General features: G+C 66.1%; 21 protein-coding genes and 1 pseudogene. 7 read left to right on the top strand and 15 right to left on the bottom strand.

Annotated elements, in window-relative coordinates:
* Positions 1-153: 153 nt before the first annotated feature.
* From AB0N05_RS07295 to AB0N05_RS07275, 5 genes are all read left to right on the top strand, one after another.
* Positions 154-882: an amino acid ABC transporter ATP-binding protein gene (locus AB0N05_RS07295; protein WP_364689582.1), complete on the top strand. Its 729-nt coding sequence runs from the start codon at positions 154-156 to the stop codon at positions 880-882.
* 40 nt (positions 883-922) lie between these two features.
* On the top strand, positions 923-1,756 hold the full coding sequence (locus tag AB0N05_RS07290; protein ID WP_364688565.1) for a glutamate ABC transporter substrate-binding protein: 834 nt from the start codon (positions 923-925) through the stop codon (positions 1,754-1,756).
* Positions 1,757-1,827: 71 nt separating this feature from the next.
* The gene (locus AB0N05_RS07285) at positions 1,828-2,508 is read left to right on the top strand and encodes an amino acid ABC transporter permease (RefSeq protein WP_364688562.1); all 681 of its coding nucleotides are present in this window, start codon (positions 1,828-1,830) and stop codon (positions 2,506-2,508) included.
* A complete protein-coding gene (locus AB0N05_RS07280; RefSeq protein ID WP_364688559.1) occupies positions 2,505-3,395 on the top strand; it encodes an amino acid ABC transporter permease in 891 nt (296 codons plus the stop codon). The genes AB0N05_RS07285 and AB0N05_RS07280 overlap by 4 nt, the downstream gene beginning before the upstream one ends.
* Before the next feature lie 125 nt (positions 3,396-3,520).
* Complete coding sequence (locus AB0N05_RS07275; RefSeq protein WP_364688556.1) at positions 3,521-3,820, top strand: hypothetical protein; 300 nt, start codon at positions 3,521-3,523, stop codon at positions 3,818-3,820.
* Here AB0N05_RS07275 and AB0N05_RS07270 read toward each other — a convergent pair.
* The 5 genes and pseudogenes from AB0N05_RS07270 to AB0N05_RS07250 all read right to left on the bottom strand — a co-directional run bounded on the left by AB0N05_RS07270 (position 3,796) and on the right by AB0N05_RS07250 (position 9,182).
* Positions 3,796-4,440 carry a hypothetical protein gene (locus AB0N05_RS07270; RefSeq protein ID WP_364688554.1) on the bottom strand — a complete coding sequence of 215 codons (645 nt, stop codon included), beginning with the start codon at positions 4,438-4,440 and terminating at the stop codon, positions 3,796-3,798. The genes AB0N05_RS07275 and AB0N05_RS07270 overlap by 25 nt on opposite strands.
* A gap of 114 nt (positions 4,441-4,554) precedes the next feature.
* Positions 4,555-5,319 carry an LLM class flavin-dependent oxidoreductase gene (locus AB0N05_RS07265; protein ID WP_364688551.1) on the bottom strand — a complete coding sequence of 255 codons (765 nt, stop codon included), beginning with the start codon at positions 5,317-5,319 and terminating at the stop codon, positions 4,555-4,557.
* A gap of 301 nt (positions 5,320-5,620) precedes the next feature.
* Positions 5,621-6,106, bottom strand: a pseudogene (gene recX / locus AB0N05_RS07260) (recombination regulator RecX); the annotation flags it as partial.
* Positions 6,107-6,948: 842 nt separating this feature from the next.
* Positions 6,949-7,989, bottom strand: a complete 1,041-nt coding sequence (recA, locus tag AB0N05_RS07255; RefSeq protein ID WP_364688548.1) for a recombinase RecA — start codon at positions 7,987-7,989, stop codon at positions 6,949-6,951.
* 170 nt (positions 7,990-8,159) lie between these two features.
* Positions 8,160-9,182, bottom strand: a complete 1,023-nt coding sequence (locus AB0N05_RS07250) for an AsnC family transcriptional regulator (RefSeq protein WP_364688546.1) — start codon at positions 9,180-9,182, stop codon at positions 8,160-8,162.
* 94 nt (positions 9,183-9,276) lie between these two features.
* Here AB0N05_RS07250 and AB0N05_RS07245 point away from each other — a divergent pair, with 94 nt between their 5' ends.
* The gene (locus AB0N05_RS07245; protein WP_364688544.1) at positions 9,277-10,683 is read left to right on the top strand and encodes an MFS transporter; all 1,407 of its coding nucleotides are present in this window, start codon (positions 9,277-9,279) and stop codon (positions 10,681-10,683) included.
* Positions 10,684-10,904: 221 nt separating this feature from the next.
* On the opposite strand, the gene AB0N05_RS07240 is transcribed toward AB0N05_RS07245, so the two are convergent.
* Positions 10,905-11,357 carry a nuclear transport factor 2 family protein gene (locus AB0N05_RS07240; protein WP_364688542.1) on the bottom strand — a complete coding sequence of 151 codons (453 nt, stop codon included), beginning with the start codon at positions 11,355-11,357 and terminating at the stop codon, positions 10,905-10,907.
* A 174-nt stretch (positions 11,358-11,531) separates the two neighbouring features.
* Here AB0N05_RS07240 and AB0N05_RS07235 point away from each other — a divergent pair, with 174 nt between their 5' ends.
* A complete protein-coding gene (locus AB0N05_RS07235; protein ID WP_364689579.1) occupies positions 11,532-12,053 on the top strand; it encodes a CGNR zinc finger domain-containing protein in 522 nt (173 codons plus the stop codon).
* 91 nt (positions 12,054-12,144) lie between these two features.
* Here AB0N05_RS07235 and AB0N05_RS07230 read toward each other — a convergent pair whose 3' ends face one another.
* From AB0N05_RS07230 to AB0N05_RS07190, 9 genes are all read right to left on the bottom strand, one after another.
* Positions 12,145-12,336, bottom strand: coding sequence for a DUF3046 domain-containing protein (locus AB0N05_RS07230; RefSeq protein WP_364688540.1), 192 nt, complete (start codon positions 12,334-12,336; stop codon positions 12,145-12,147).
* Positions 12,337-12,691: 355 nt separating this feature from the next.
* Positions 12,692-13,855, bottom strand: a complete 1,164-nt coding sequence (locus tag AB0N05_RS07225; protein ID WP_364688538.1) for a nucleotide disphospho-sugar-binding domain-containing protein — start codon at positions 13,853-13,855, stop codon at positions 12,692-12,694.
* 138 nt (positions 13,856-13,993) lie between these two features.
* Positions 13,994-14,704, bottom strand: a complete 711-nt coding sequence (locus tag AB0N05_RS07220) for a PIG-L deacetylase family protein (RefSeq protein ID WP_364688536.1) — start codon at positions 14,702-14,704, stop codon at positions 13,994-13,996.
* A 52-nt stretch (positions 14,705-14,756) separates the two neighbouring features.
* Positions 14,757-15,908, bottom strand: coding sequence for an ROK family protein (locus AB0N05_RS07215; protein WP_364688534.1), 1,152 nt, complete (start codon positions 15,906-15,908; stop codon positions 14,757-14,759).
* 25 nt (positions 15,909-15,933) lie between these two features.
* On the bottom strand, positions 15,934-17,364 hold the full coding sequence (locus AB0N05_RS07210) for an ABC transporter permease (protein WP_364688532.1): 1,431 nt from the start codon (positions 17,362-17,364) through the stop codon (positions 15,934-15,936).
* Positions 17,365-17,417: 53 nt separating this feature from the next.
* Positions 17,418-18,191, bottom strand: a complete 774-nt coding sequence (locus AB0N05_RS07205) for an ATP-binding cassette domain-containing protein (protein ID WP_364688530.1) — start codon at positions 18,189-18,191, stop codon at positions 17,418-17,420.
* Between the two features lie 13 nt (positions 18,192-18,204).
* Positions 18,205-19,374 carry a substrate-binding domain-containing protein gene (locus AB0N05_RS07200; RefSeq protein ID WP_364688528.1) on the bottom strand — a complete coding sequence of 390 codons (1,170 nt, stop codon included), beginning with the start codon at positions 19,372-19,374 and terminating at the stop codon, positions 18,205-18,207.
* Between the two features lie 138 nt (positions 19,375-19,512).
* On the bottom strand, positions 19,513-20,457 hold the full coding sequence (locus AB0N05_RS07195; protein ID WP_364688526.1) for an NADP-dependent oxidoreductase: 945 nt from the start codon (positions 20,455-20,457) through the stop codon (positions 19,513-19,515).
* A 119-nt stretch (positions 20,458-20,576) separates the two neighbouring features.
* Positions 20,577-20,750: a hypothetical protein gene (locus tag AB0N05_RS07190; protein WP_364688524.1), complete on the bottom strand. Its 174-nt coding sequence runs from the start codon at positions 20,748-20,750 to the stop codon at positions 20,577-20,579.
* Positions 20,751-20,755: the final 5 nt, after the last annotated feature.

The following is a 20,755-nucleotide window of genomic DNA, read 5'->3' as shown; positions in this document are numbered from 1 at the left end:
GAGCCACTCCCCTGTCAACCCAGGGTTACAGACGGGTGTCGAGTGGCGGCACAAGCGTGCTCGGCAAGACCAAAGACGAGCATTTCGGGCACGATCCCTCTAAGGTCACTGGTCATGACCGACGCTGCCGTATCCATGACTAGTTCCGCGCCGATGATCTCGATGCGGAATGTGGACAAGCACTTCGGCTCGCTGCACGTTTTGCGTGACATCAATCTCGAAGTGCCCAAGGGGCAGGTCGTGATCGTGGTGGGACCCTCCGGATCCGGCAAGTCGACACTGTGCCGCACCATCAATCGGCTGGAGACCATCGATTCCGGGGAAGTCGCGATCGACGGGGTGAAACTGCCCGACGAGGGCAAGCTCCTCGCCAAGCTGCGCGCCGACGTGGGCATGGTGTTCCAGTCCTTCAACCTGTTCGCGCACAAGACCATCATCGAGAACGTGATGCTGGCTCCCGTGAAGGTCCGCAAGGTCGGCAAGGCCGAGGCCCGCAAGCACGCCATGGAACTGCTGGATCGGGTCGGCATCGGCAATCAGGCCGACAAGTATCCGGCCCAGCTCTCCGGCGGCCAGCAGCAGCGCGTGGCCATCGCCCGCGCGCTGGCAATGAACCCGAAGGTCATGCTGTTCGACGAGCCGACCTCCGCGCTGGACCCGGAAATGGTGTCCGAGGTGCTCGAGGTGATGGTGCAGCTGGCCAAGGACGGCATGACCATGGTCGTGGTCACCCACGAAATGGGGTTCGCGCGCCGGGCGGGCAATCGGGTGCTGTTCATGGCGGATGGGCTGATCGTCGAGGACACCGATCCCAACTCCTTCTTCACCGCGCCGAAATCCGAGCGCGCCAAGGACTTCCTGGGCAAGATTCTCAGTCACTGACCTCCTTCAACGAATTCTGTATGAGAGAAAAGGACTTCCGATGAGGTTCAACCACGTGCTCCGTTTCGCGGCCGGAGCGGTCGCCCTCGCGGTGGTCGCCACCGGGTGCGGCGGCGGCAGCGATAAGACCGCCAGCCAGCATGCCGCCGACGGCAAGCTGACCATCGGCATCAAGTACGACCAGCCGGGCCTGGGCCTACGCAATAAGGACGGCTCCTTCAGCGGTTTCGACGTCGATGTCGCCAAGTATGTGGCCGACAAGCTGGGCGTGAAGCCGGAGAACATCACCTTCAAGGAAGCGCCGACACCGCAGCGCGAGACGCTGATCCAGAACGGGCAGGTCGACTACATTGTCGGCACCTACTCGATCACCGATAAGCGCAAGGAGAAGGTCGACTTCGCCGGGCCGTACTACCAGACCGGGCAGTCGCTGCTGGTGCGCTCCGACAACACCGATATCACCGGTGTGGAGTCGCTCAATGGCAATAAGAAGCTGTGCTCGGTGAAGGGCTCCACCCCGGCGCAGAACGTGAAGGACAAGTACGCCAAGGACGTTCAGCTTCAGGAGTACGACACCTACTCGCTGTGCGTGGAGGCGCTCAAGTCCGGCTCCGTGGACGCGGTCACCACCGATGACACCATCCTGCGCGGTTTCGCGGCGCAGTCGCCGGGCGCCATGAAGGTGGTCGGCGCGCCGTTCACCGTCGAGAAGTACGGCATCGGCGTGAAGAAGGGCGACACCGAATCGCGCAAGAAGATCAATGACGCGATCGAGGCCATGATCACCAGCGGCGCGTGGAAGGCCGCACTGGAGAAGAACTTCGCCGGAACCGGATTCGAGATCCCGGCACCGCCGACGGTCGACCGCTACTGAGTTGATATCGCGGGCCGGGTGAGGAATTCGCCCGGCCCGCATCATATTTCGATCGGAGGGACGCGGACGCCGTGTTCGACTTGATCTCGACCTATCACACCCGGCTACTCGACGCGTTCTGGGTGACCATCAAGCTCACGCTGTATTCGGGCTTCTTCGCGTTGATTCTCGGCACCATTGTGGCGGGTATGCGAGTTTCGCCGGTGCCCATCGCGCGGTGGCTCGGCACGTCGTACGTCACCATCTTCCGCAATACGCCGCTGACATTGATCATCGTATTCTGCTCGGCAGGCCTGTATTTCAATCTGGGCATCAAGCTCGCGGGCGCGGGGCCAACCGAATTGGTGGACAACAACTTCCGCTACGCAGTTCTCGGATTGAGTATTTACACAGCCGCTTTCGTCTGCGAATCGCTGCGCTCCGGTATCAATACGGTGCCGCTCGGCCAGTCGGAAGCCGGTCGCTCCCTGGGCTTCTCATTCCTGCAAAACCTGCGATTGGTGGTGTTGCCGCAGGCCTTCCGCGCGGTCATCGCCCCACTGGGCAGCGTGTTCATCGCCTTGACCAAGAACTCCACCATCGCCTCGGCGATCGGTGTCGGTGAGGCGGCGCTGCTGATGGCCGAGATGAACGAGAACGAGGCGGCGGTGCTGGCCATCGGCGCCATCTTCGCGCTCGGCTTCGTGATCTTGACCCTGCCCACCGGCCTGCTGTTCGGCTGGCTGGCACGACGATTCGAGGTGGCGCGATGAGCACGGCGTCCGTTCTCTACGACGCGCCCGGACCCCGCGCGAAGCTCCGCTACCGCCTCTACTCGGTGCTGGTGGTGGCGGTATTCGCGGTGGTGCTGTGGTTCCTCTACTCCGGCCTCGACAGCAAGGGACAGTTCGCTGCCGAGAAGTGGAAGCCCTTCACGGAATCGCAGATCTGGACCACGTATCTGCTGCCGGGCCTGAAGGGCACCGTTGTCGCGGCGGTGCTGTCGATCGCGCTCGCGCTCGTGATCGGCATGATCTTCGGCATCCTGCGGATGTCCGATCATCGGTGGGTGCGAATCGTCGCCGGAACCATCGTGGAATTCGCGCGCGCCATCCCCGTGCTGATTCTGATGATCTTCCTGTACGCCTTGTACGCGCAGAACAACATCTTCCCGTCCGACCAGCTCTCGCTGGCGGCGGTGGTGACGGCGCTGACCATCTACAACGGCTCGGTCATCGCGGAGATCGTGCGGTCCGGCATTCGGTCGCTGCCCAAGGGACAGACCGAGGCCGCGGTCGCGCTCGGTATGCGCAAGAGCCAGATGATGATCACCATCCTGCTGCCGCAGGCGATCACCGCCATGCTGCCCGCGCTGGTGTCGCAGATGGTGGTGGCATTGAAGGACTCCGCGCTCGGCTACCAGATCAGCTACCTGGAGGTCGTACGCTCCGGCGCGCAATTGGGTGCGGCGGAAAGCAACCCCATCCAGTCCCTGGTCGTGATCGCCATGATCATGATCGCGCTCAACTACACGCTGACCGTGGTCGCGACGCGCCTGGAACGCTGGCTGCGCACCCGCAAACGCGGTTCGCGCACGGTAGTGTCCGCTACCAACCTGACCGCCCCGCCCGGTATGGACCTCACGCTCGGCGCGAAGTGACCCAGCCGTAACAGTTCCCCCCGGCCCTGGAGAAATTCTTCTCCAGGGCCGGAATTGTTTTTCCGCAACGCCGAATGTCGGCAGACCAGCGGACAATTCGCTGATCGACTCGCATACTGGCGTTCATGAGCGAGTACGACAGGGGCCGAAAGCAATTCACACTGGGCCTCGGCCTGGTCGCCATCATCACTCCCCTCGCCGCCATCATCATGGCGATCGCCGCGGCCGTGGGTGCGTTGCTGGCGGTCGAGGGCCGAAAACGCATGGCCGCGGCACCCAATCCCAACACCCCGACCACTGCCCAGTCCCCACCCCGCCTAGCCACCCAGCGCCCACTATCCCGAGGCGAAAACCGCGGCCCGCGCCGCAACCACGGCAGCCGCCGCCCCGGCGGCATAGCTCACATCAGACACACCAGGTCATAGGCATAAACGAACTCATCCGCCCACGCGGCCGAATGATCACGCTCGTACGCGTGGAACAGTCGCCGCCGCACCACATCCCGCTGTAGCCACGCCGTGACAGCGTCGCCACCGCGGGCGAAAAGGGCCCCGTGCACCAAGAGCGCGAGATGCCGGTCCGGGGCAGATCCCACGAGGACGTCCCACGCGTCCAGAAATCTGTCCGGAACGATGCCTGCGGCCGCGATAGCCCGAAGGAATTCGCTCACATCTGTGAACCCCCCTGTCCGCGGCGGGAACTCGGCCAATAGCGCGCCCCACACCGCATCCAGGTAGTCGTCAATCGCCCGCTGCTCATCCGACGGCCAGTCGCGCCACTCGAATTGCGGCAGCTTCGCCAGAACGATCTCAGGGTTCAGTTCCTCGGAGACGACCAGGCGCTCGAGGAGAAGCGGGAGCAGCGCTTTCACATCATTGCGGTCCCCCACCGTATTCCCGAGCTTGATAGCGAGCGAAAACAGACCCAGCTCATCAACCCGAACCGGTGGACCACAGTGCGGACAACGGTCGAGCACAGCACGCCTCGGATACGGCTCGAAGGCCCGGGCAAGCCCCGCTACAGCACTGACGATGTCATCCCCCACGTCACCATTCTTCCATCGCCCCGAACCACGGGTGCTGGCGGCTCACGAGGCTGGCGGGTGCCGCCGTCGGCTCACAACACTGGCGGGTGCCTCGCTTCGTCCCTCGCCACTCGGCTAATGTCCGGCCAGCTCGGCGACGACCGGCGCGAACCTTTCGGCGAAGTCGGCGCCGATGATGAAATAGGAGAAGCCGAGTTCCTCGCGTCGCCGCAGGATTTCCTCGACAGCAGCCGCCTGATCATCCGGAAGGTAGGCCAGTGCGTCCGCCGCGCGGAACGCGGCAGTATCGGTGTCGGGAGGTGCCATGTGCGCCCCGACCTTGTCGCCGATCACCGACACGGCGAGCGCGAGCTCGACGTCCCCGGCCGTACGGAACTCGCGTGTCAGCTCCTCGACCTCACCCCGAGACTGTTTCCCCAGCGCGAAGGTGACCGTGTCCGCGACCTCGGCCGCCAGCGCCCGGGCCTTCGGACCAAGTACGGCCATCGCCACCGGCGTGTGCAGGTCGGGGCCATCGAGATCCCGCAACGTCTTGACGGTCTCACGTACCTGAGCCAGCCGCTCGCTCGGCGGTTGCACGGGCAATCCCTTGTCGCGCAACTCATCCTCGATGCCCGGCCTGCCGGTGCCGATGCCCATCTCGAAGCGCCCCTCGGTCAACAGCGACAACGAGTGCGCCTCCCACGCCGTCATCCACGCCGGACGAAATGGGGAGGCATACACCCACGTGCCCACGCGCAGGTCGGTCAGCGCCGCAACGGTGGCCAGCATGGGCCCGGGCGCAGGCTGCGTCAGCGGAAAATCGGGCACAAGCAACGTCGAGTACCCACAGTCCCCAATGCGGCGCACGCGATCCCGCCACGTCGGCAGGTCGGTCATGAGCGGGGCAACAACCCCGAACCGAATCGGCTTCGTCATACCTGAACTCCTGTCATTCGATCTACCCAGAGCTATCGACGACGGACCCACCCAAAACTAATCGGCGCACCCGAACTCGGGTAGCACACGCGTCGCAGCGGTGAGGGAGCCGTGGTGGAAGGAAATCGGGCGAAATCCCGCCACCACCGCTCCCTCACCAATCCACGATCTAGGCCATGAGCCTCTTCCCCTACTTTGCACTCTCTTCACCCACGCAATAGCCCGCAATTCGGTGGGTGGAGCGGAGGGAATGTGGGTGAAGTCAGGTGAGGTCTTGTTCTGCCAGCGCGGATTTGACGACTGTGTAGGCGGTGGAGGGGTTGTAGCCTCGGCGGGCGAGCATGGCGACCAGGCGGCGGATGGCTTTCTCGCGGTCCAGGTCTTGGGGGAGGGTGCGGAGTTTGCGGCGGACCAGCTCGGTGGCTCGGGATTCCTCATCGTCCGAGGTGATGGTGGAGAGGGCCTCTTCGGCGTCTTCCTGGGGGACGCCCTTGCGGCGGAGCTCCATTGCCAGAGCTTTTTTGCCTTTACCGGAGTAGGTGTGGCGGGAGTGGACCCACTGTTGGGCGAAGGCGGCATCGTCGATCAGGCCGACTTCGGTCAGGCGATTCAGGGCACGTTCGGCTACCTCGGGAGAGAAACCCTTGGTGGCGAGGCGGTCGGCCAGTTCATGGCGGCTGCGTGCGCGGTCGGTGAGCAGGCGGAGGCAGACGTCCTTGGCTTGCGCCTCGGTGCCGCCGCCGGGGAGGCCGGATTCCGCTGTGTCATCGCCTGATTCGGGGCGGCGCGAGCGGCCGCGGCCACCTCGACGGCGCGAGTTTCGATCGCCGAAGGACGACTCCTCGGCTTCGGGTTCGGCACCGGCACTGTCAGACGACCGTTCGCCGTCACCGGGGGCGGTGGGCGCTTCCTCTCGCCACCGCCCCGGCGAGCGGCGCCGCCCGGAGGGCGAACGACCTTGGGTACGGCCGAGTCTCGATGCCGGGGCGTCGAGATCGTCTTCCGTTGGGTTGAAGTCGGTCGAGTCGTGGCCGGGGAGATCCGCTGGGGCCGAGTAGCGACGACCACGTGAGCGACGACCTGTCGGTTCGCCGGTCTCCGGGTCGCGGTCGGTGGAATCGTCTGGCGCCGAATCGCGATCACGGAAGTCGTCGTCGGATCGAGTGGGTGACGAACCCTGGGTCGAGTCGTAGGGCGGTGAGTCATGACCGAACATGTTGTCGCTGGACGCGTCTCGGCCGAATAGATCGTGGTCGGCGGAGCTGCCACCGAACATGTCGTGGCTCGACGAGTCACCGCCGAACATGTCGTGGTCGGCTGAGCCACTGTTGGACCGATGATGATCAGCGGTGCTCTCACCGAACATGCTGTGGCTGGACGGGTTTTCGCCGCCGAACAGGTCGTGATTGGACGATTCTCGGCCCGCTGAGCGGCGGGTGGGAGCGGTGCGGCGCTTGGTGGAGCGGGACTCCAGGGCGTCGAGTTGACGGCGGAGTCGTTCGACTGCGTCCAAGCGGGGGCCGGTGGGCCCCGGCGAATCTTGCCGGGGCCCAGGGCTCTCGTTGGGCGTGACAGCCCGATCAGTCATCGTCAGAAGTCGGCCGGGGCCTCGGCTTCGACGGCGGTGAGGTCTGCGCCGATGCCGAGCTTCTCCTTGATCTTCTTCTCGATCTCGTCGCGGACATCGGGGTTCTCGAGGAGGAACTTACGGGCGTTCTCCTTGCCCTGGCCGAGCTGGTCGCCCTCGTAGGTGTACCAGGAGCCGGACTTGCGAATGAAGCCCTGATCGACACCCATGTCGATGATCGAGCCCTCCTTGGAGATGCCGACGCCGTAGAGGATGTCGAACTCGGCCTGCTTGAACGGCGGGGCGACCTTGTTCTTGACGACCTTCACGCGGGTGCGGTTACCGACCGCGTCGGAACCGTCCTTGAGGGTCTCGATGCGGCGGACGTCCAGACGGACCGAGGCGTAGAACTTCAGCGCCTTACCACCGGTGGTGGTTTCGGGAGAGCCGAACATGACGCCGATCTTCTCGCGCAGCTGGTTGATGAAGATGGCGGTGGTGCCGGAGTTGTTCAGCGCACCGGTCATCTTGCGCAGCGCCTGGCTCATCAGGCGGGCCTGCAAGCCGACGTGGCTGTCACCCATCTCGCCCTCGATCTCGGCGCGCGGCACCAGGGCGGCCACCGAGTCGATGACGATAATGTCGATCGCACCGGAACGCACCAGCATGTCGGCGATTTCGAGCGCCTGCTCACCGGTATCGGGCTGCGACACCAGCAGGGCGTCGGTATCGACACCGAGCTTGCGGGCGTACTCGGGATCGAGCGCGTGCTCGGCGTCGATGAAGGCGGCGACACCGCCCGCGGCCTGCGCATTGGCGACGGCATGCAGGGCGACGGTCGTCTTACCCGAGGATTCCGGGCCGTAGATCTCGACGACGCGGCCGCGCGGCAGACCGCCGATGCCGAGCGCCACGTCCAGCGCGATGGACCCGGTGGGGATCACGGAGATCGGCTGGCGCTGTTCCTCGCCCAGACGCATCACGGCGCCCTTACCGAAGCTCTTCTCGACCTGGGCCATCGCCAGTTCGAGCGCCTTGTCACGGTCGAAAGCCTGTGGTGCCATCGTCTGGTCCCCTTCTCAACGGGTTGTCTCATGCTGTGGTTGGCGCCCACGTTAGAGGGCGGCACCGACAAGTTCCGACGACGAGCTTAGACGAACAGATGTTCGATGCAAGCGACGCGCGGGGCGACACGCAAAACACCGCCGGGCAACCTGCCGCAATCGGACATCGCTCAGGGGACGACCGCGATCTTCTCGGCGTCGAGCAGCGTCTGCGACTGCTTGAACAGCCGCAGCGCGGGCGTCACCTCGACATCGTTGATGCCCGCCAGCGGCCCGAGCCGTTCGGTCACATAGCGGTAGAGATGGGAATTGTCGCGGCACACCACCGAGGCCAGCAGATTGGACGTACCGGTGATCGCCGCCAGATACGCGACCTCCCGATGGGTGGCGACAGCCCGCCCCGCGGCTTCCAGATCCCCGGGCCGAACCCGCATCCACAGCATGGCGCGCGCGGTGTAACCCATTCCCTCCAAAGCGAAGTCGAGGTCGTAGTAGAGCACGCCGGAGTCGATGAGCTCGGACATCCGCCGGGCCACCCGGGTGGCGCTCCACCCGGTGGCTGTGGCCAGCTGCGCATAGGGCGCGCGGCCGTCCCTGGCCAGAATGGCCAGCATCGCCTCATCCTCCCGCGACAAGGTGACCGGTGCTTCCGGGCCGCGAGGTTCCCACATGGCCGGGCGCGGACCGAGCTCACGCAGCTGCTCGGCGGTGAACAGATGGCTGTAGCGCGGCCACTCCTCCTCGAACGGGAACTGCCGAATCACCTCGTGCGCACTGAGTTCCAGCACCTGACTGACGCGCGGCAGCAGACGCAGCAGTAGCTCGTCTCGCCGTTCTGCGGATCGCGGGCGGCAGACGCACGTCACCTCGAATCCGGTGGCCAGCACCCCCACCCAACTCAATTCCGGTACCCGGGCCAGGGATTCGGCCAGGGCCATTGCCCGGCTCGGCGTCGTCTTGATCCGCAGTATCCATCGCGTGTGCCCGAGCGGCACCACGTTGACCTGGCCCGAGACGTGGATGATGCCGCGCGCACGCAGCGATCGATAGCGGCGCGCCACCGTCTGCTCCGAGACGCCGAGCAACCCCCCGAGCTTGGCGAACGGGATGCGGGCGTCGACGACCAGACCGTGCACGATCTGCTTGTCGAGAGTATCGAGGACAGAGGATTCATCGATGATGTCGTGATCCATTGGAGGAATCTAGCGCATCTGGGCCGGTGGCTATGTGGATACAAGCGTTGAGCGGATTGTTTATGACGAAATCGCTCACTCCCTGGAGGTTCTCATGCGGAAGTGGCTCCCACTTTTCGCCGCGTGCCTGGGCACGCTGATGTTGCTCATAGACGTCACCATCGTGAATGTGGCCCTGCCCGATATGGCGGCGGACCTGGATACCGGACTGTCCGGGCTGCAGTGGATCGTGGACGGGTACGCGCTGGCACTGGCCGCACTGCTGCTCGTGCTCGGGTCGCTGGCCGATCGAATCGGCGCGAAGCCGGTGTATCTGGCCGGGCTCGGACTGTTCACGATCGCCTCGCTGGCATGCGGATTGGCCGGGGACGCACCGGTTCTCGTGGCCGCCCGGGTGTTCCAGGGCATCGGCGGCGCGGCCATGTTCGCGACCACGCTGTCCTTGCTGCACGCCACCTACACCGGGCGCGATCGCGGAATCGCCTTCGGCACTTGGGGTGCGGTGGCGGGTGCGGCCGCCGGGCTCGGTGTGGTGCTCGGCGGCGTGCTGACCGATCTGCTGTCCTGGCGGTGGATCTTCTTCGTGAACCTGCCCATCGCGGCGGTCACGATCACCTTGTCCGCCATGGTGTTCCAGGCCTCGCGACGGCAGCCGGGACGCACCGTGGATGTGCCGGGCATGCTCGCGTTCACGGTGGTAGCGACCGGGGTGACCTTCGGCATCATTCGCGGCGGCGAGCACGGCTGGAGCGATGGCGGCGCACTACTCGCACTGGCCGCGGGCGCATTGGCGGCGGTGTCCTTTATTGTGATCGAATCACGCAGCGCCGCACCGATGTTCCCGCTCGCACTGCTGCGCAATGGCATGTTCGGCGGCACCCTGCTGAGCGCATCCGGGCAGGCGTTCGCGGCCTTCGCAGCGGCTCCGCTGCTCTCACTGTGGTTGCAGCAGCAACTGGGGTTGAGCCCGCTGCGCGCCGGGCTGGCCATGCTGCCGCTGGCCGTGGCCGCATTCCTGACCTCCGGCCTGGCCGGGCGTGTCCTGCACGACGTTTCGGCGGAATGGACGGTCGGCGCGGGAGTGATCGCGATCGGCGCGGGCTCGGGCCTACTGACCCTCATCGATGCCGGATCCTCTTGGACGGCAATCGTTCCAGGATTCGTGGTGATCGGCATCGGCGTCGGCATCAGCGCCCCGGCCTTGGTGTCGACGGGCATGGCGGCCGTCGCGCCGCAGCAGTCCGGAACAGCCGCCGGGGCGGTGAACACCGCGCGGCAACTCGGGCTCGCGCTCGGAGTCGCGGTGCTGGGCACGGTCTTCCGGAATACGGCAGGCGATGAGCGCAGGCTTGCCACCGCGGACTTCGTGCACGGACTCGATGCGGCCGTGACGGTGGCGGGGGCGGTCGGCGTGATCTTCGGCGCGGTGGCGTTCGTGCTATTACGTCGTGCCCGGACCGCGTCTGCCACAGCGACCGAGAGCCCGGTGCTCGTCGCCTGAGCGGCCGACCCGGAATTCCCGGTGCTCAGCGGACCAATATGAGAACGCCTGCCAGGATTCGATTCCCCGGCAGGCGTTTTCGCGTCCCGTCTGGCCACACACGCGGTCACCGCCGAACCGCAGCCTCCGCCGGACGTTCTCGCCCGATCTAGATACCGGGCGTGGTCACCGTCGAACCGCGGCATCAGGCAATTGCGATGGGTGTCCAATTGCGATGGGTGTCATCGAATAGGGAGCACCGCGTCCTGTTCGTCCTCGCCACGCGGGCCGAAGATGCGGCGTTCGGATTCGTCGATGGTGGTGTCGTTGATGCTGGCTTCGCGGCGGGACATCAGGCCTTCGGGGGTGAACTCCCACAGTTCGTTGCCGTAGCTGCGGTGCCATTGGCCGGATTCGTCGTGCCATTCGTATTGGAAGCGGACGGCGATGTGGTTGTCGTTGAAGCTCCAGAGTTCCTTGCGGAGGGCGTAGCCGTTCTCGGTGGACCATTTGCGCTTCAGGAAGTCGACGATTTCGGCTCGGCCGGTGAGGAACTCGTCGCGATTGCGCCAGACGGAGTCCTCGGTGTATGCCTGGGCGACGGTTTCGGGATCGCGGGTGTTCCAGGCGTTTTCGGCGGCGCGGACCTTGACCTTGGCCGATTCCAGGTCGAACGGGGGCAGCGGAGGGCGCATGGCGGGTCCTTTCGGGGAGTCTTGGTGACCTCCGGAAGCTCTAACCTGTGTAGATTGTTTGGCGGGTTAGAGGCTAATGGGGGCGGGATTACTCCGTCAACCTCCATAGTCGACTTGATCAGTTAGAGAGGAGGCGTTACGCCGATGACGACCGCTCGACAGTTACCCTCAGGCGTGCCCAATCCGCGCCCCCACCTCGGTGAACCGCTCGCCCTGGACCTGCTCAATACCCGCTGGATCGCCGCGGAAGGCCCCCAGGATCTGCTCACCGACGTGTCCGGACTGCGTCAATGGCTGACCGACAACGAACTCACGGCCGCCGCCGACGACAAAACCCTGAAGACCGTGCTGACCGCGCGCGAGGCCATCCTGCACACGGCCCGCGGCGAATCCACCGCCGACCTGAACACCGTCCTCGACCACGGCCGCATCCGCCGCACCCTCACCCCCACCGGCCCCGCCGACATCCCCGAAACCCGGCACCCCGAATGGTTCCCAGCCTGGCTGGCCGCCGACAACCTCCTGCACCTGCTCGCGGCCGCCCCCGACCGAATCAAACAGTGCGCCCACCCCGACTGCGTCCTCTGGTTCTACGACACCTCGAAAAACGGCACCCGCCGCTGGCATTCCATGCTCACCTGCGGCAATCGAGCCAAGGCCACCCGCCACTACGCCCGCAAAACCCACCCGCGCTAGTTGCCGCAGGCCTTCTCGACAGTTGCAGGCGTTGCAAGGCCTGCAACCGTAGAGAAGGTCTGCAAGTATGTTCGCCCTGGCGGACGGCGCTTCACCAACGGACCGGCGGTACATCGAATTCTGAGCACAAGGCACGCCACACATCGCGCGGGTCCACCCCCGACTCGATGGCCGCGGCCCCCGTCCTCCCCATCGACGGCAAAACGTGGTCGGTCAACAGCGCATCACCACGCGCCGTACCGAATTCGGTATGCAACAGCTCCTGAAACTCCGTCAATCGCACGGCCGGGAGCCTACGCCACACCTTCCGCCCCGAGCACAACCACCGCTTAGCCCAGGACGCCCCACAGTTTGGTGGCCCAATTCGCGCTGCTCGACAGACTGACAACTCACCAATCAAGATCAGGGAGCTCTGATGGCGCTCTGCGGTCCTCTTTTCCTCCACCAGCGCTCCCTGATCTTGAAAGACAAGGGGTGACGCCGCAGGTCCGCGCGAGGTCAGCTGGTTCGGGCGGACTCCCGAATGCGTCGCAGATCCGTACGGGTCGGGAGTCACGGCAGCAACCGGCGTACCCCCGGGCGCAGGACAGATCCGCGCAAAGTCCGAGGCCACCACGGCGCCGACCGCAGCGATCGGGTCAGCTTGCTCGGGCGGATTCGCGGGCGGCGTGGCAGATCTGTACCGGGTCGGAGGCCACGGCGGCATCGGCTGCGGCTGAGCGGGCGGCCTCGGTGAAGGCCGGGTCCACCAGGATCCGCTGGACTGCTTCGCGGACGGATTCGGGGGTGAGGGGGCGGATCAGGAGTGAGCTGCCTTGGCGGACGGCGCGATTCGCGAGTTCCCATTGGTCGCCGCCGCCGGGGATGGTGACGACGGGGACGCCTGCGAGGAGGGATTTCGCCAGGAGGCCGTGGCCGCCGCCGCCGATTACGACGGAGGCGTGGCGGAGGAGTTCGTCCTGGCGGCCCAAACCTGCTGTGGCCCAGGGCGGAAGGTCGGTGGGCACGGTGTCGAGGGTGGAGACGGCTACTCGGACACCCGCGCCGTCCAGGGCTTGCAACACCAGGTCGACCATTCCGGTGACGCCGGTGTGCGCCGTCGAGGGGGCGACCATGACCAGCGGCTCGTCGCCGGGAGGCAATTCCAGGACGTGGTCGGTCGGCTCCCACAGCAGCGGGCCGATCAGGTGCGCGTTCTCCGGCCAGTCCGGGCGCGGCACTTCCAGGGCGGGCAGTGTGGCGACCAGTCGGACTGTCGGCCCGGGGTCCTCCGCGGGCAGGCCGACACCCACCCGAGCCAGCTCCCGCTGCGCTTCGCCGCGCCGAATATCGCGTCCGGTGAACGTGCGCAGCACCGCATCCCGAGCCCGCCCGCGCACACCCTCCCCCGGCGCGAGCCCACTCCCGATGGGCGGCAACCCCTTGGACGGCAGATACAGCGGATGCGGCGAAAGCTCGGCCCACGGCACCTTCAACCGCTCGGCCGCCATCCCCCCACCCGCGGTCAACACATCGGATACCACCAGCTCAGGCAGCATGGCACTCAAATCCGGCAGAATCTCGGTCGAAATATGCGCCGCCCGTTGATGAATCCGCGCCCCCGCATCCTCATCATCGTCCTCGGCCCGAGGCGCGAGCCCCTTCAACCGCCGCACCGAGATCCCCGCATCCCGAGCCGCATCGAACCACCGCGGACTCGTGAACAGCACCGGCTCATCCCCCGCAGCCAAAAACCGCAGGCACAACGCGATCGCCGGAAACGCATGTCCCGGATCAGGCCCAGCCACCACCGCTACTCGCACGCGCACAGACTACTGCCGTCCCGCCTCCCCGGAACTTCAGCGCCCGGCTAAGAGCCGTAGAAACTTGTGCACGCGTCATGGCAGTCGCGGGCTGCTGCCATGAGGATGCAATGGCTGAGGGGCTTCGTGGGTGGGGGCTCAGCTGAAGTAGTAGAGCTCGAAGGAGATTGCGTGGGGGGCGGGGAAGCCTTCCTTGGGGCCTGCGGTCATGTTGATGACGTCTCGGGCCTGGTCCGGTACCGGGGTGGGGCTCAGGGCTTCGAGGTAGCGGTGGTGGGCTGTGAGGGAATCTATTGCGGGGGCGAGGGTGTCGGTGACGTCTACCGCGTGGCTGCCGTTGGGGACGCCGTAGACGGCTGCCCAGCGGGGGGACCAGGCGGGGAGGTCGGACAGTTCGGGGTGGATCCACTCGTTTCCGGCGTCGGAGACGGCGTCCAGGGCGGCTCGGCCCAGGGCTCGGTGGTCGGGGCTGTTGGCGTAGCCGCGGGCCCAGGAGTCGCCGAAGTTGAAGAGGATGACCATTTCCGGGCGGTGGCGGCGGATGGCGGCGGCCAGGTCTCGGCGGAGGGGGATGGATTCCTCGAGGCGGCCGTCGGGGTAGCCGAGGAATTCGATTTCGGTGACGCCTACGTGTTTGGCGCCGGCGCGTTCCTCGGCTTCGCGGAGGGGGCCGGATTCGGCGGGCGGGAGGCCCGCGATGCCTGCCTCGCCGCTGGTGGCGAGGATGTAGCGAATGTCCTTGCCCTGCCTGGTCCAGCGTGCGACGGCGGCGGCCGCACCGTATTCGATGTCGTCGGGGTGCGCGACGATGACAATGCCGCGGTCCCAGTCCTCGGGGAGCTGTTCCATGGGGTTATTCAACCTCACGCTCTTCGGCTCACAGCACCCCGAGTACGCCGACTCACAGCACCCCGAGTACGCCTTCGAACGCGGCCTCGGCGGCACCCACGAGTTTGAGATCGGCCCCCAGGCTGGACTTTTCGATGCGCACCCCGCCCAGCGCCCGGCTCACCATGCTGCGCCGCTGCACCTGTTCGCGGACACGGGCTACGGCGGCGTCCGGCAATGCGGTGAACAGGTCACCCAGCACGATCAACTCCGGGCCGAGGATATTGACCACATTCACCAGGCCCAGGGTCAGCCAATCCAGGTACTCGCCGAGCTTTTCGAGGCAATCGTCCTGCCGGGCACGCAGTTCCGCGACGATTCCACCGCGCGGCCCGTACTCGGGCAGTCCCAATGCCCGGCACAGCGCGGCCTCCCCCACTTCGGTCTCCCAGCAGCCTTCATTACCGCAGTGACAGGGGCGACCGCCGGGCCGCACCGTCATATGCCCGACCTCGCCGAGGTATCCGGCCGATCCGCGCAGCAACGCCCCCTGCGCGATCATCCCACCTCCGACACCCACATCCGCGGAGACGAACACCGCGTCGCCCGCCCCACGCCCTACTCCGCGCAAATGCTCTGCCAGCGCACCGAATTCGGCATCATTGCCGACGGTGACCGGCACTTCCAGCACGGCCGTCATGCGCTGCCCGAGCGCGACTTCACCCCAGCTCAGGTTGACCGCATTGTGCACATGCCCGTCGACGCGCCGCACCACACCCGGTACCGAGATGCCCGCCGCGACGGGGCACAGTCCCAGATCGGCGGCCAGCAGTGCCGCCGATTCCGCCACATGGGTGATGACCTCGTCCGGTTCCCGTTGCCGCCCATGCAGATTCCAGCTGTTGCGCCCCAAGATGTGCCCGCCGAACCCGACCAGCGCGATCCCGGCGTGTTCGGCCTGCACATCCACCGCCAGCACCACCGCCGCCTGCGGTTGCGGCAACACCAGCAAGGATGGCCGTCCCGCGCCGCGCGATAGGCGCGGGACTCGCTCCTCCACCAGTCCGGCCTCGGCCAGACCGTCGACCAGCATTTTGATGGTGGACCGGTTCAGCCCGAGCTCAATGGCCAGCGCCGCGCGGGTGGTGGGGCCTCCGGTGTGCAGTAGCCGCAGGAGGCTCGACCGGTTGAACCGGCGTACCTCGTCCGGTCGGGCGACGGTCATGGACTCAGCAATACCACTGCGGCGCTCACCGCAGCGCCACCGCCGCGCGGCGACGCGACAATGCGTCCACGCTCGCGGCGAGCAGTAGGACGAGCCCGGTCACGATGGAGACCACGGCGGCCGGTTGCTGAAGCAGCCCAAGTCCGTTGGAGACCACCGCCAGTACGGCACCACCGATCACCGCATCGGCGACCCGCCCGCGCCCGCCGAACAGCGAGGTGCCGCCGATCACCGCCGCGCCCACCGCGAACAGCAGCGTATTGAGCCCGCCCGCTTGCGGATCCACGGAACCGACCTTGGACGAGTACACGATCGCGCCGATCGCCGCACACGAGGAACTGATGACGAAAACGCTTGCCCGCAACTGGGTTACATTGATGCCCGCCCGTCGAGCGGCCTCGGCATTACCGCCGACCGCGTAGATGTGACGACCATAGGTGGTGCGCCGCAACACATAGGTCCCGGCCACCAGCAGTGCCAGCACGATCGGCACCACATACGGCACACCGGAGATCTGAATCAGCTTGCTCGGCGACCGGTTCACGGTGAGCAGCGCCGTCACCAGCACCGCAAAACCACAGAGCGCCACCACTTTCGCCACTACCAGCGGGGTCGGCGAGATGACCAGTCCGCGTCGGCGGCGCATGAAATGACCGCCCAGCGTGACCGCCGCATACCCTCCGGCCGCCACCACGCACAGCAGCCAGCTACCCACCGTGGACAGGTTCCCATTGGCGACCTCATCCAGCACATGCGAGGAGCTGATGCCGAGCACGCCGCCCTCGCCGATGAGTTGCAGGATCACGCCCTGCCAGGCCAGGAACAGCGCCAAAGTCACGACGAACGAAGGCATTCCGATCTTCGCGATGAGGAATCCGGTGATGCATCCGATGGCCGCGCCGACACAGACCGCCAGCAGCATCTCGACCCACGGATTCGCCTTGAACCCGATGACCGTGATCAGCACTCCGGCCAGGGAGAACACCACCCCGGGCCAGATCCGCAGCAATGCCGCCAGCAGCGCGGCCAGCAGTAGCAGGGCGTTGAAGATGTAGAACACCGTGGACCCCATGCCCGACAGCAGGTTTCCGTTCTCGACGTAATGCAGTGCCAGCACCGCACCGGCCACACCGGAGGCGGTCCCCGCGGAGAGATCGATCTCCCCCGTCAACAGCACGAACACGATGCCGATCGCGATAATGGTCTGCCCCGCGCCCTGTGCCAACAGGTTCGCGATGTTGTTGAGCGAGAAGAACACATCCGACATCAGCGAGAACAGCACGACGAGTGCGATCAACCCGAGTATGGCCGGTAGCGAACCGATTTCACCGGCTCGCAGCCGAGCCACATAGTCCCGCACGGCTTCTCGCGTGGACAGTGTCGCCGTATCGATCCCGAAGTCGGTGATCGCGGTCGCAGGGTCGGCGGGCTGCGCCGAATCCGAAACCTTGTTCATGTCAGTGCTTGCCTGTTCTGGATCAGAGATCTGCTTACCCACGACGTCCTCGCTCACAGCACGACCGCCTCGGGCCGAGCCAATCCCAGATCGCCGGAGCGTCCGGCGGTGATCAGTTCCACCACCTGCCCATGCGTGACGTCCGCGGTGCGCACCTGGGCCGCCATCCGCCCGAGGTACAGCACCGCGATCCGGTCCGCGACCTCGAACACATCGGCCAGGTTATGACTGATCAACACCACTCCCAGCCCCTGTTCGGCCAAGCGCCGCACCAGATCCAGCACCTGCCGGGTCTGCGCCACGCCGAGCGCCGCGGTGGGTTCGTCCAGCAGCACCAGATTGCTGTTCCACAGCACGGCCTTGGCAATGGCCACGGTCTGGCGCTGCCCGCCCGAGAGCGAGGCCACGGGCGTGCGCACCGATTTCACGGTGCGCACGCCGAGTGAGGCCAGCGTGCGCCGCGCGGCTTCCTCCATGCTCGCCTCGTCCAGCCGCCATGACCGGCCGCGTTCGCGCCCGAGGAACATATTGGCCACGATGTCGAGATTGTCGGCGAGGGCGAGGTCTTGGTAGACCACCTCGATGCCGAGCTCCGCCGCATCCTTCGGCCCGCGTAGATGCACGGGTTCACCCCGGAATCTCACTTCGCCGGAATCCGAAGGATGAATTCCGGCAACGCATTTCACCAGGGTGGACTTGCCCGCGCCATTATCGCCGACCAGCGCGGTGACCTCGCCCGCCGGCACGGTGAGGTCGACATCATGCAGGACATGCACCGGCCCGAAACTCTTGTTCAGGCCGGTGATCCGGAGCAGCGGCTCACTCATTCGAAAGGACCCTTCAGGAGATGCCGAGTTCGGTGCACGCGGCCTTGACGTCACCGGTGCACAGGTCGGAGGCCTTCACGAAGCCCGCGTCCGTCACCTTCTTCACGTCGGCGCGCAGCACCGTCTGCGGCTGCAGCAGAACCGATTTCACATCCCGCTTACCCTTGGGATCCTGACTCACGCCCTGCGCCAGCGCATCCGCGGCGGCGGTATCGCCCTTGGCCAGTGCGACAGCGAGTTTCGCGGCGTTCTCGGCCTCTTCCTTGATGGGCTTGAACACGGTCATGAACTGATCGCCGCGCAGTACGGCCTTTAGACCGTCGGCGGTGGCGTCCTGGCCGGTGACGGGCACCTTGCCATTGAGGCCGTTCTTCTTGAGCACGGTGATCACGGCACCGGCCAGGCCGTCATTGGCCGCGACCACGCCGTCGACCTTGCCGCCATTGCCGGTGAGGATCTGCTCGAAGGTGGTGCCGCCCTTCTGATTGTTCCAGTCGTCGATGGCCTGGCTGCGAACCAGCTTCAAAGCACCGGAATCATAAAGGGGCTGAAGCACTTTCAACTGACCCTGATGGAACAGGGTGGCGTTGTTGTCGGTGGGCGCGCCCTCGATCTCGACGACCTCCGCGCCCTGTTTGTCCTTGAGCGCACCGGCCAGCGCCGTGCCCTGGAGTTCGCCGACCTTCACATTGTCGAAGGACACGTAGTAGTCCGACGAGCCGCCGAGATTCAGACGGTCGTAGTCGATGGTGGGGATGCCCGCCTTCTTGGCCTTGGCCGCGACCGCGCCACCGACCTCGCTATTGATGGAGGCGATGACGAGCACCTTCACGCCCTTGGCGATCATGCCGTCGGCGAGCGAGCTGAACTTCTGGACATCGCCCTGCGCGTTCTGCACGTCGGCGTCGAATCCGGCCGAGCGCAAGGCATTCTGCAGCAGGGGCTTGTCGAAGGATTCCCAGCGGGCCGAGGTGGCGGTCTCGGGCAGGATGACGCCGACGGTGCCATTGCCGCCCCCGCCCCCGCCGCCGCCCGAGGTCGTGGACGAGTCATTGCTGCTGGAATTCGATCCGCAGGCCGTCAGGGCCAGTAGGCCGGACATGGCCACGGCGGCCGCGGCCAATCCTGGCCGGATCCGGCGGCGAGTGGAATTCGCAGGCGGGAGCGGGCTTTTCGTCCTCATCACGGTGACCTTCCGAGCTTCGGCCACACCTCATACACGGAGGGGTGATGGCCGTCACATCAATATGTTGTGGGCAACAACATATGTCAGGAGGTCACCGTGAAGGGGACATTTCGACAAATCGCTTCGACTACTCCGCTAGGGCAGCAGCACGATCTTTCCGCCCGGGTGTCCGCCGATCACCAGTCGATGCGCGTCCGCGGCCTCGAGCAGCGGGAAGGTCCGGCCGATGACCACTTCGAGCTTCCCGGCGGCCGCCGGATCGAGCAGCTCTCGCCAGGCATTGCCGCGAATCTCCGTGCCGGGATCGGCTCCTGGTCCGGCGCCGAGGATCTTGAATCCGTCGGTGGCGGCCCGGCCGAACGCGACAATGCTCGCGATCCGGTCGCGATCGGCGACCAATTCCAGGGAGACATCCACGGCCTCATCGGTGCCGACGGTATCGATGGCCACATCGACGCCATCCGGTGCGAGCGCCCGCACCCGATCCGCCAGGCCCGGGCCATACGCAACAGGGTCGACGCCGTAGCGCGCCAACTGCTCATGCCGCGACGGCCCCGCCGTGCCGATCACGCGTGCGCCACGCGCCACCGCCAACTGCGCGACCAGCGATCCCACACTGCCCGACGCCCCGTGCACGAGCACGGTGTCACCCGACTGCACACCGGTGGCCGCGTGCAGATGCACGGCGGTGCCGCCGGTCGAGAGCACGCCCGCGGCCTTCTCCCAGCTCAGCGCGGCAGGCTTGGGCACCACTTTCTCGGCACGGAGGGTCAAGGCGGTCGCGTACCCGCCCTCGGTGCGGGCGATGACCTCGTCGCCGACCCGGACCGGACCGGCAGGGCCGATCGCATCCGGACCCACCGCGGTCACCACACCGGATGCCTCCAGCCCCAGCCGGATCGGCAGGGCCTTCGGATCGGTGCCGAACGCACCGCTGTAGCGCTTGGCGTCGAAGGGATTCACGCCCGCGGCGCGGATTTCGATGGTGACCTCACCCGGTCCGGGAGCGGGAACCTCGACCTCGATGGGAGACAGCACCTCGGGTCCGCCGTATGCGGCGGCAACAATCGCAGTAGCCATGCCCCGGCGAACGGACGGTGGCGGCCGATAATTCCCGCTGCTCGGCGTGGCAGCCCACAACGGCGAAAAGCCGCCCGGCGTCCCTCAGGACCCCGAACGGCTCGCTGCGAAAGTCGCTGCTACAACTTGCTGATCGGCGACTTGTCCTTGCCGGACACCGCCTTGTACAGCAGGTAGAAACCGAAGACGACAAGGCTGATCATCAGGATCGGGAAAAGACCCTTGATCAGCCAGCCGATGACCGCGAACGCGATCCACACGACCGCGACAATTCCGATGATCTTCCAAAGCATTCCGT

Source organism: Nocardia sp. NPDC051030 (assembly GCF_040683015.1).
Classification (GTDB): domain Bacteria; phylum Actinomycetota; class Actinomycetes; order Mycobacteriales; family Mycobacteriaceae; genus Nocardia.
The sequence above is the reverse complement of the archived record's forward strand: the minus strand, read 5'-3'. Positions and strand labels throughout refer to the sequence as shown.

Excerpts from the sequence above, each read along its gene's own strand:
- AB0N05_RS07295 (WP_364689582.1), top strand. The coding sequence starts at position 154 with ATGATCTCGATGCGGAATGTGGACAAGCACTTCGGCTCGCTGCACGTT.
- AB0N05_RS07290 (WP_364688565.1), top strand. The coding sequence starts at position 923 with ATGAGGTTCAACCACGTGCTCCGTTTCGCGGCCGGAGCGGTCGCCCTC.
- AB0N05_RS07280 (WP_364688559.1), top strand. The coding sequence starts at position 2,505 with ATGAGCACGGCGTCCGTTCTCTACGACGCGCCCGGACCCCGCGCGAAG.
- AB0N05_RS07275 (WP_364688556.1), top strand. The coding sequence starts at position 3,521 with ATGAGCGAGTACGACAGGGGCCGAAAGCAATTCACACTGGGCCTCGGC.
- AB0N05_RS07265 (WP_364688551.1), bottom strand. The coding sequence starts at position 5,319 with ATGACCGACCTGCCGACGTGGCGGGATCGCGTGCGCCGCATTGGGGAC.
- recA (WP_364688548.1), bottom strand. The coding sequence starts at position 7,989 with ATGGCACCACAGGCTTTCGACCGTGACAAGGCGCTCGAACTGGCGATG.
- AB0N05_RS07250 (WP_364688546.1), bottom strand. The coding sequence starts at position 9,182 with ATGGATCACGACATCATCGATGAATCCTCTGTCCTCGATACTCTCGAC.
- AB0N05_RS07245 (WP_364688544.1), top strand. The coding sequence starts at position 9,277 with ATGCGGAAGTGGCTCCCACTTTTCGCCGCGTGCCTGGGCACGCTGATG.
- AB0N05_RS07240 (WP_364688542.1), bottom strand. The coding sequence starts at position 11,357 with ATGCGCCCTCCGCTGCCCCCGTTCGACCTGGAATCGGCCAAGGTCAAG.
- AB0N05_RS07220 (WP_364688536.1), bottom strand. The coding sequence starts at position 14,704 with ATGGAACAGCTCCCCGAGGACTGGGACCGCGGCATTGTCATCGTCGCG.
- AB0N05_RS07215 (WP_364688534.1), bottom strand. The coding sequence starts at position 15,908 with ATGACCGTCGCCCGACCGGACGAGGTACGCCGGTTCAACCGGTCGAGC.
- AB0N05_RS07210 (WP_364688532.1), bottom strand. The coding sequence starts at position 17,364 with ATGAACAAGGTTTCGGATTCGGCGCAGCCCGCCGACCCTGCGACCGCG.
- AB0N05_RS07205 (WP_364688530.1), bottom strand. The coding sequence starts at position 18,191 with ATGAGTGAGCCGCTGCTCCGGATCACCGGCCTGAACAAGAGTTTCGGG.
- AB0N05_RS07200 (WP_364688528.1), bottom strand. The coding sequence starts at position 19,374 with ATGAGGACGAAAAGCCCGCTCCCGCCTGCGAATTCCACTCGCCGCCGG.
- AB0N05_RS07195 (WP_364688526.1), bottom strand. The coding sequence starts at position 20,457 with ATGGCTACTGCGATTGTTGCCGCCGCATACGGCGGACCCGAGGTGCTG.
- AB0N05_RS07190 (WP_364688524.1), bottom strand. The coding sequence starts at position 20,750 with ATGCTTTGGAAGATCATCGGAATTGTCGCGGTCGTGTGGATCGCGTTC.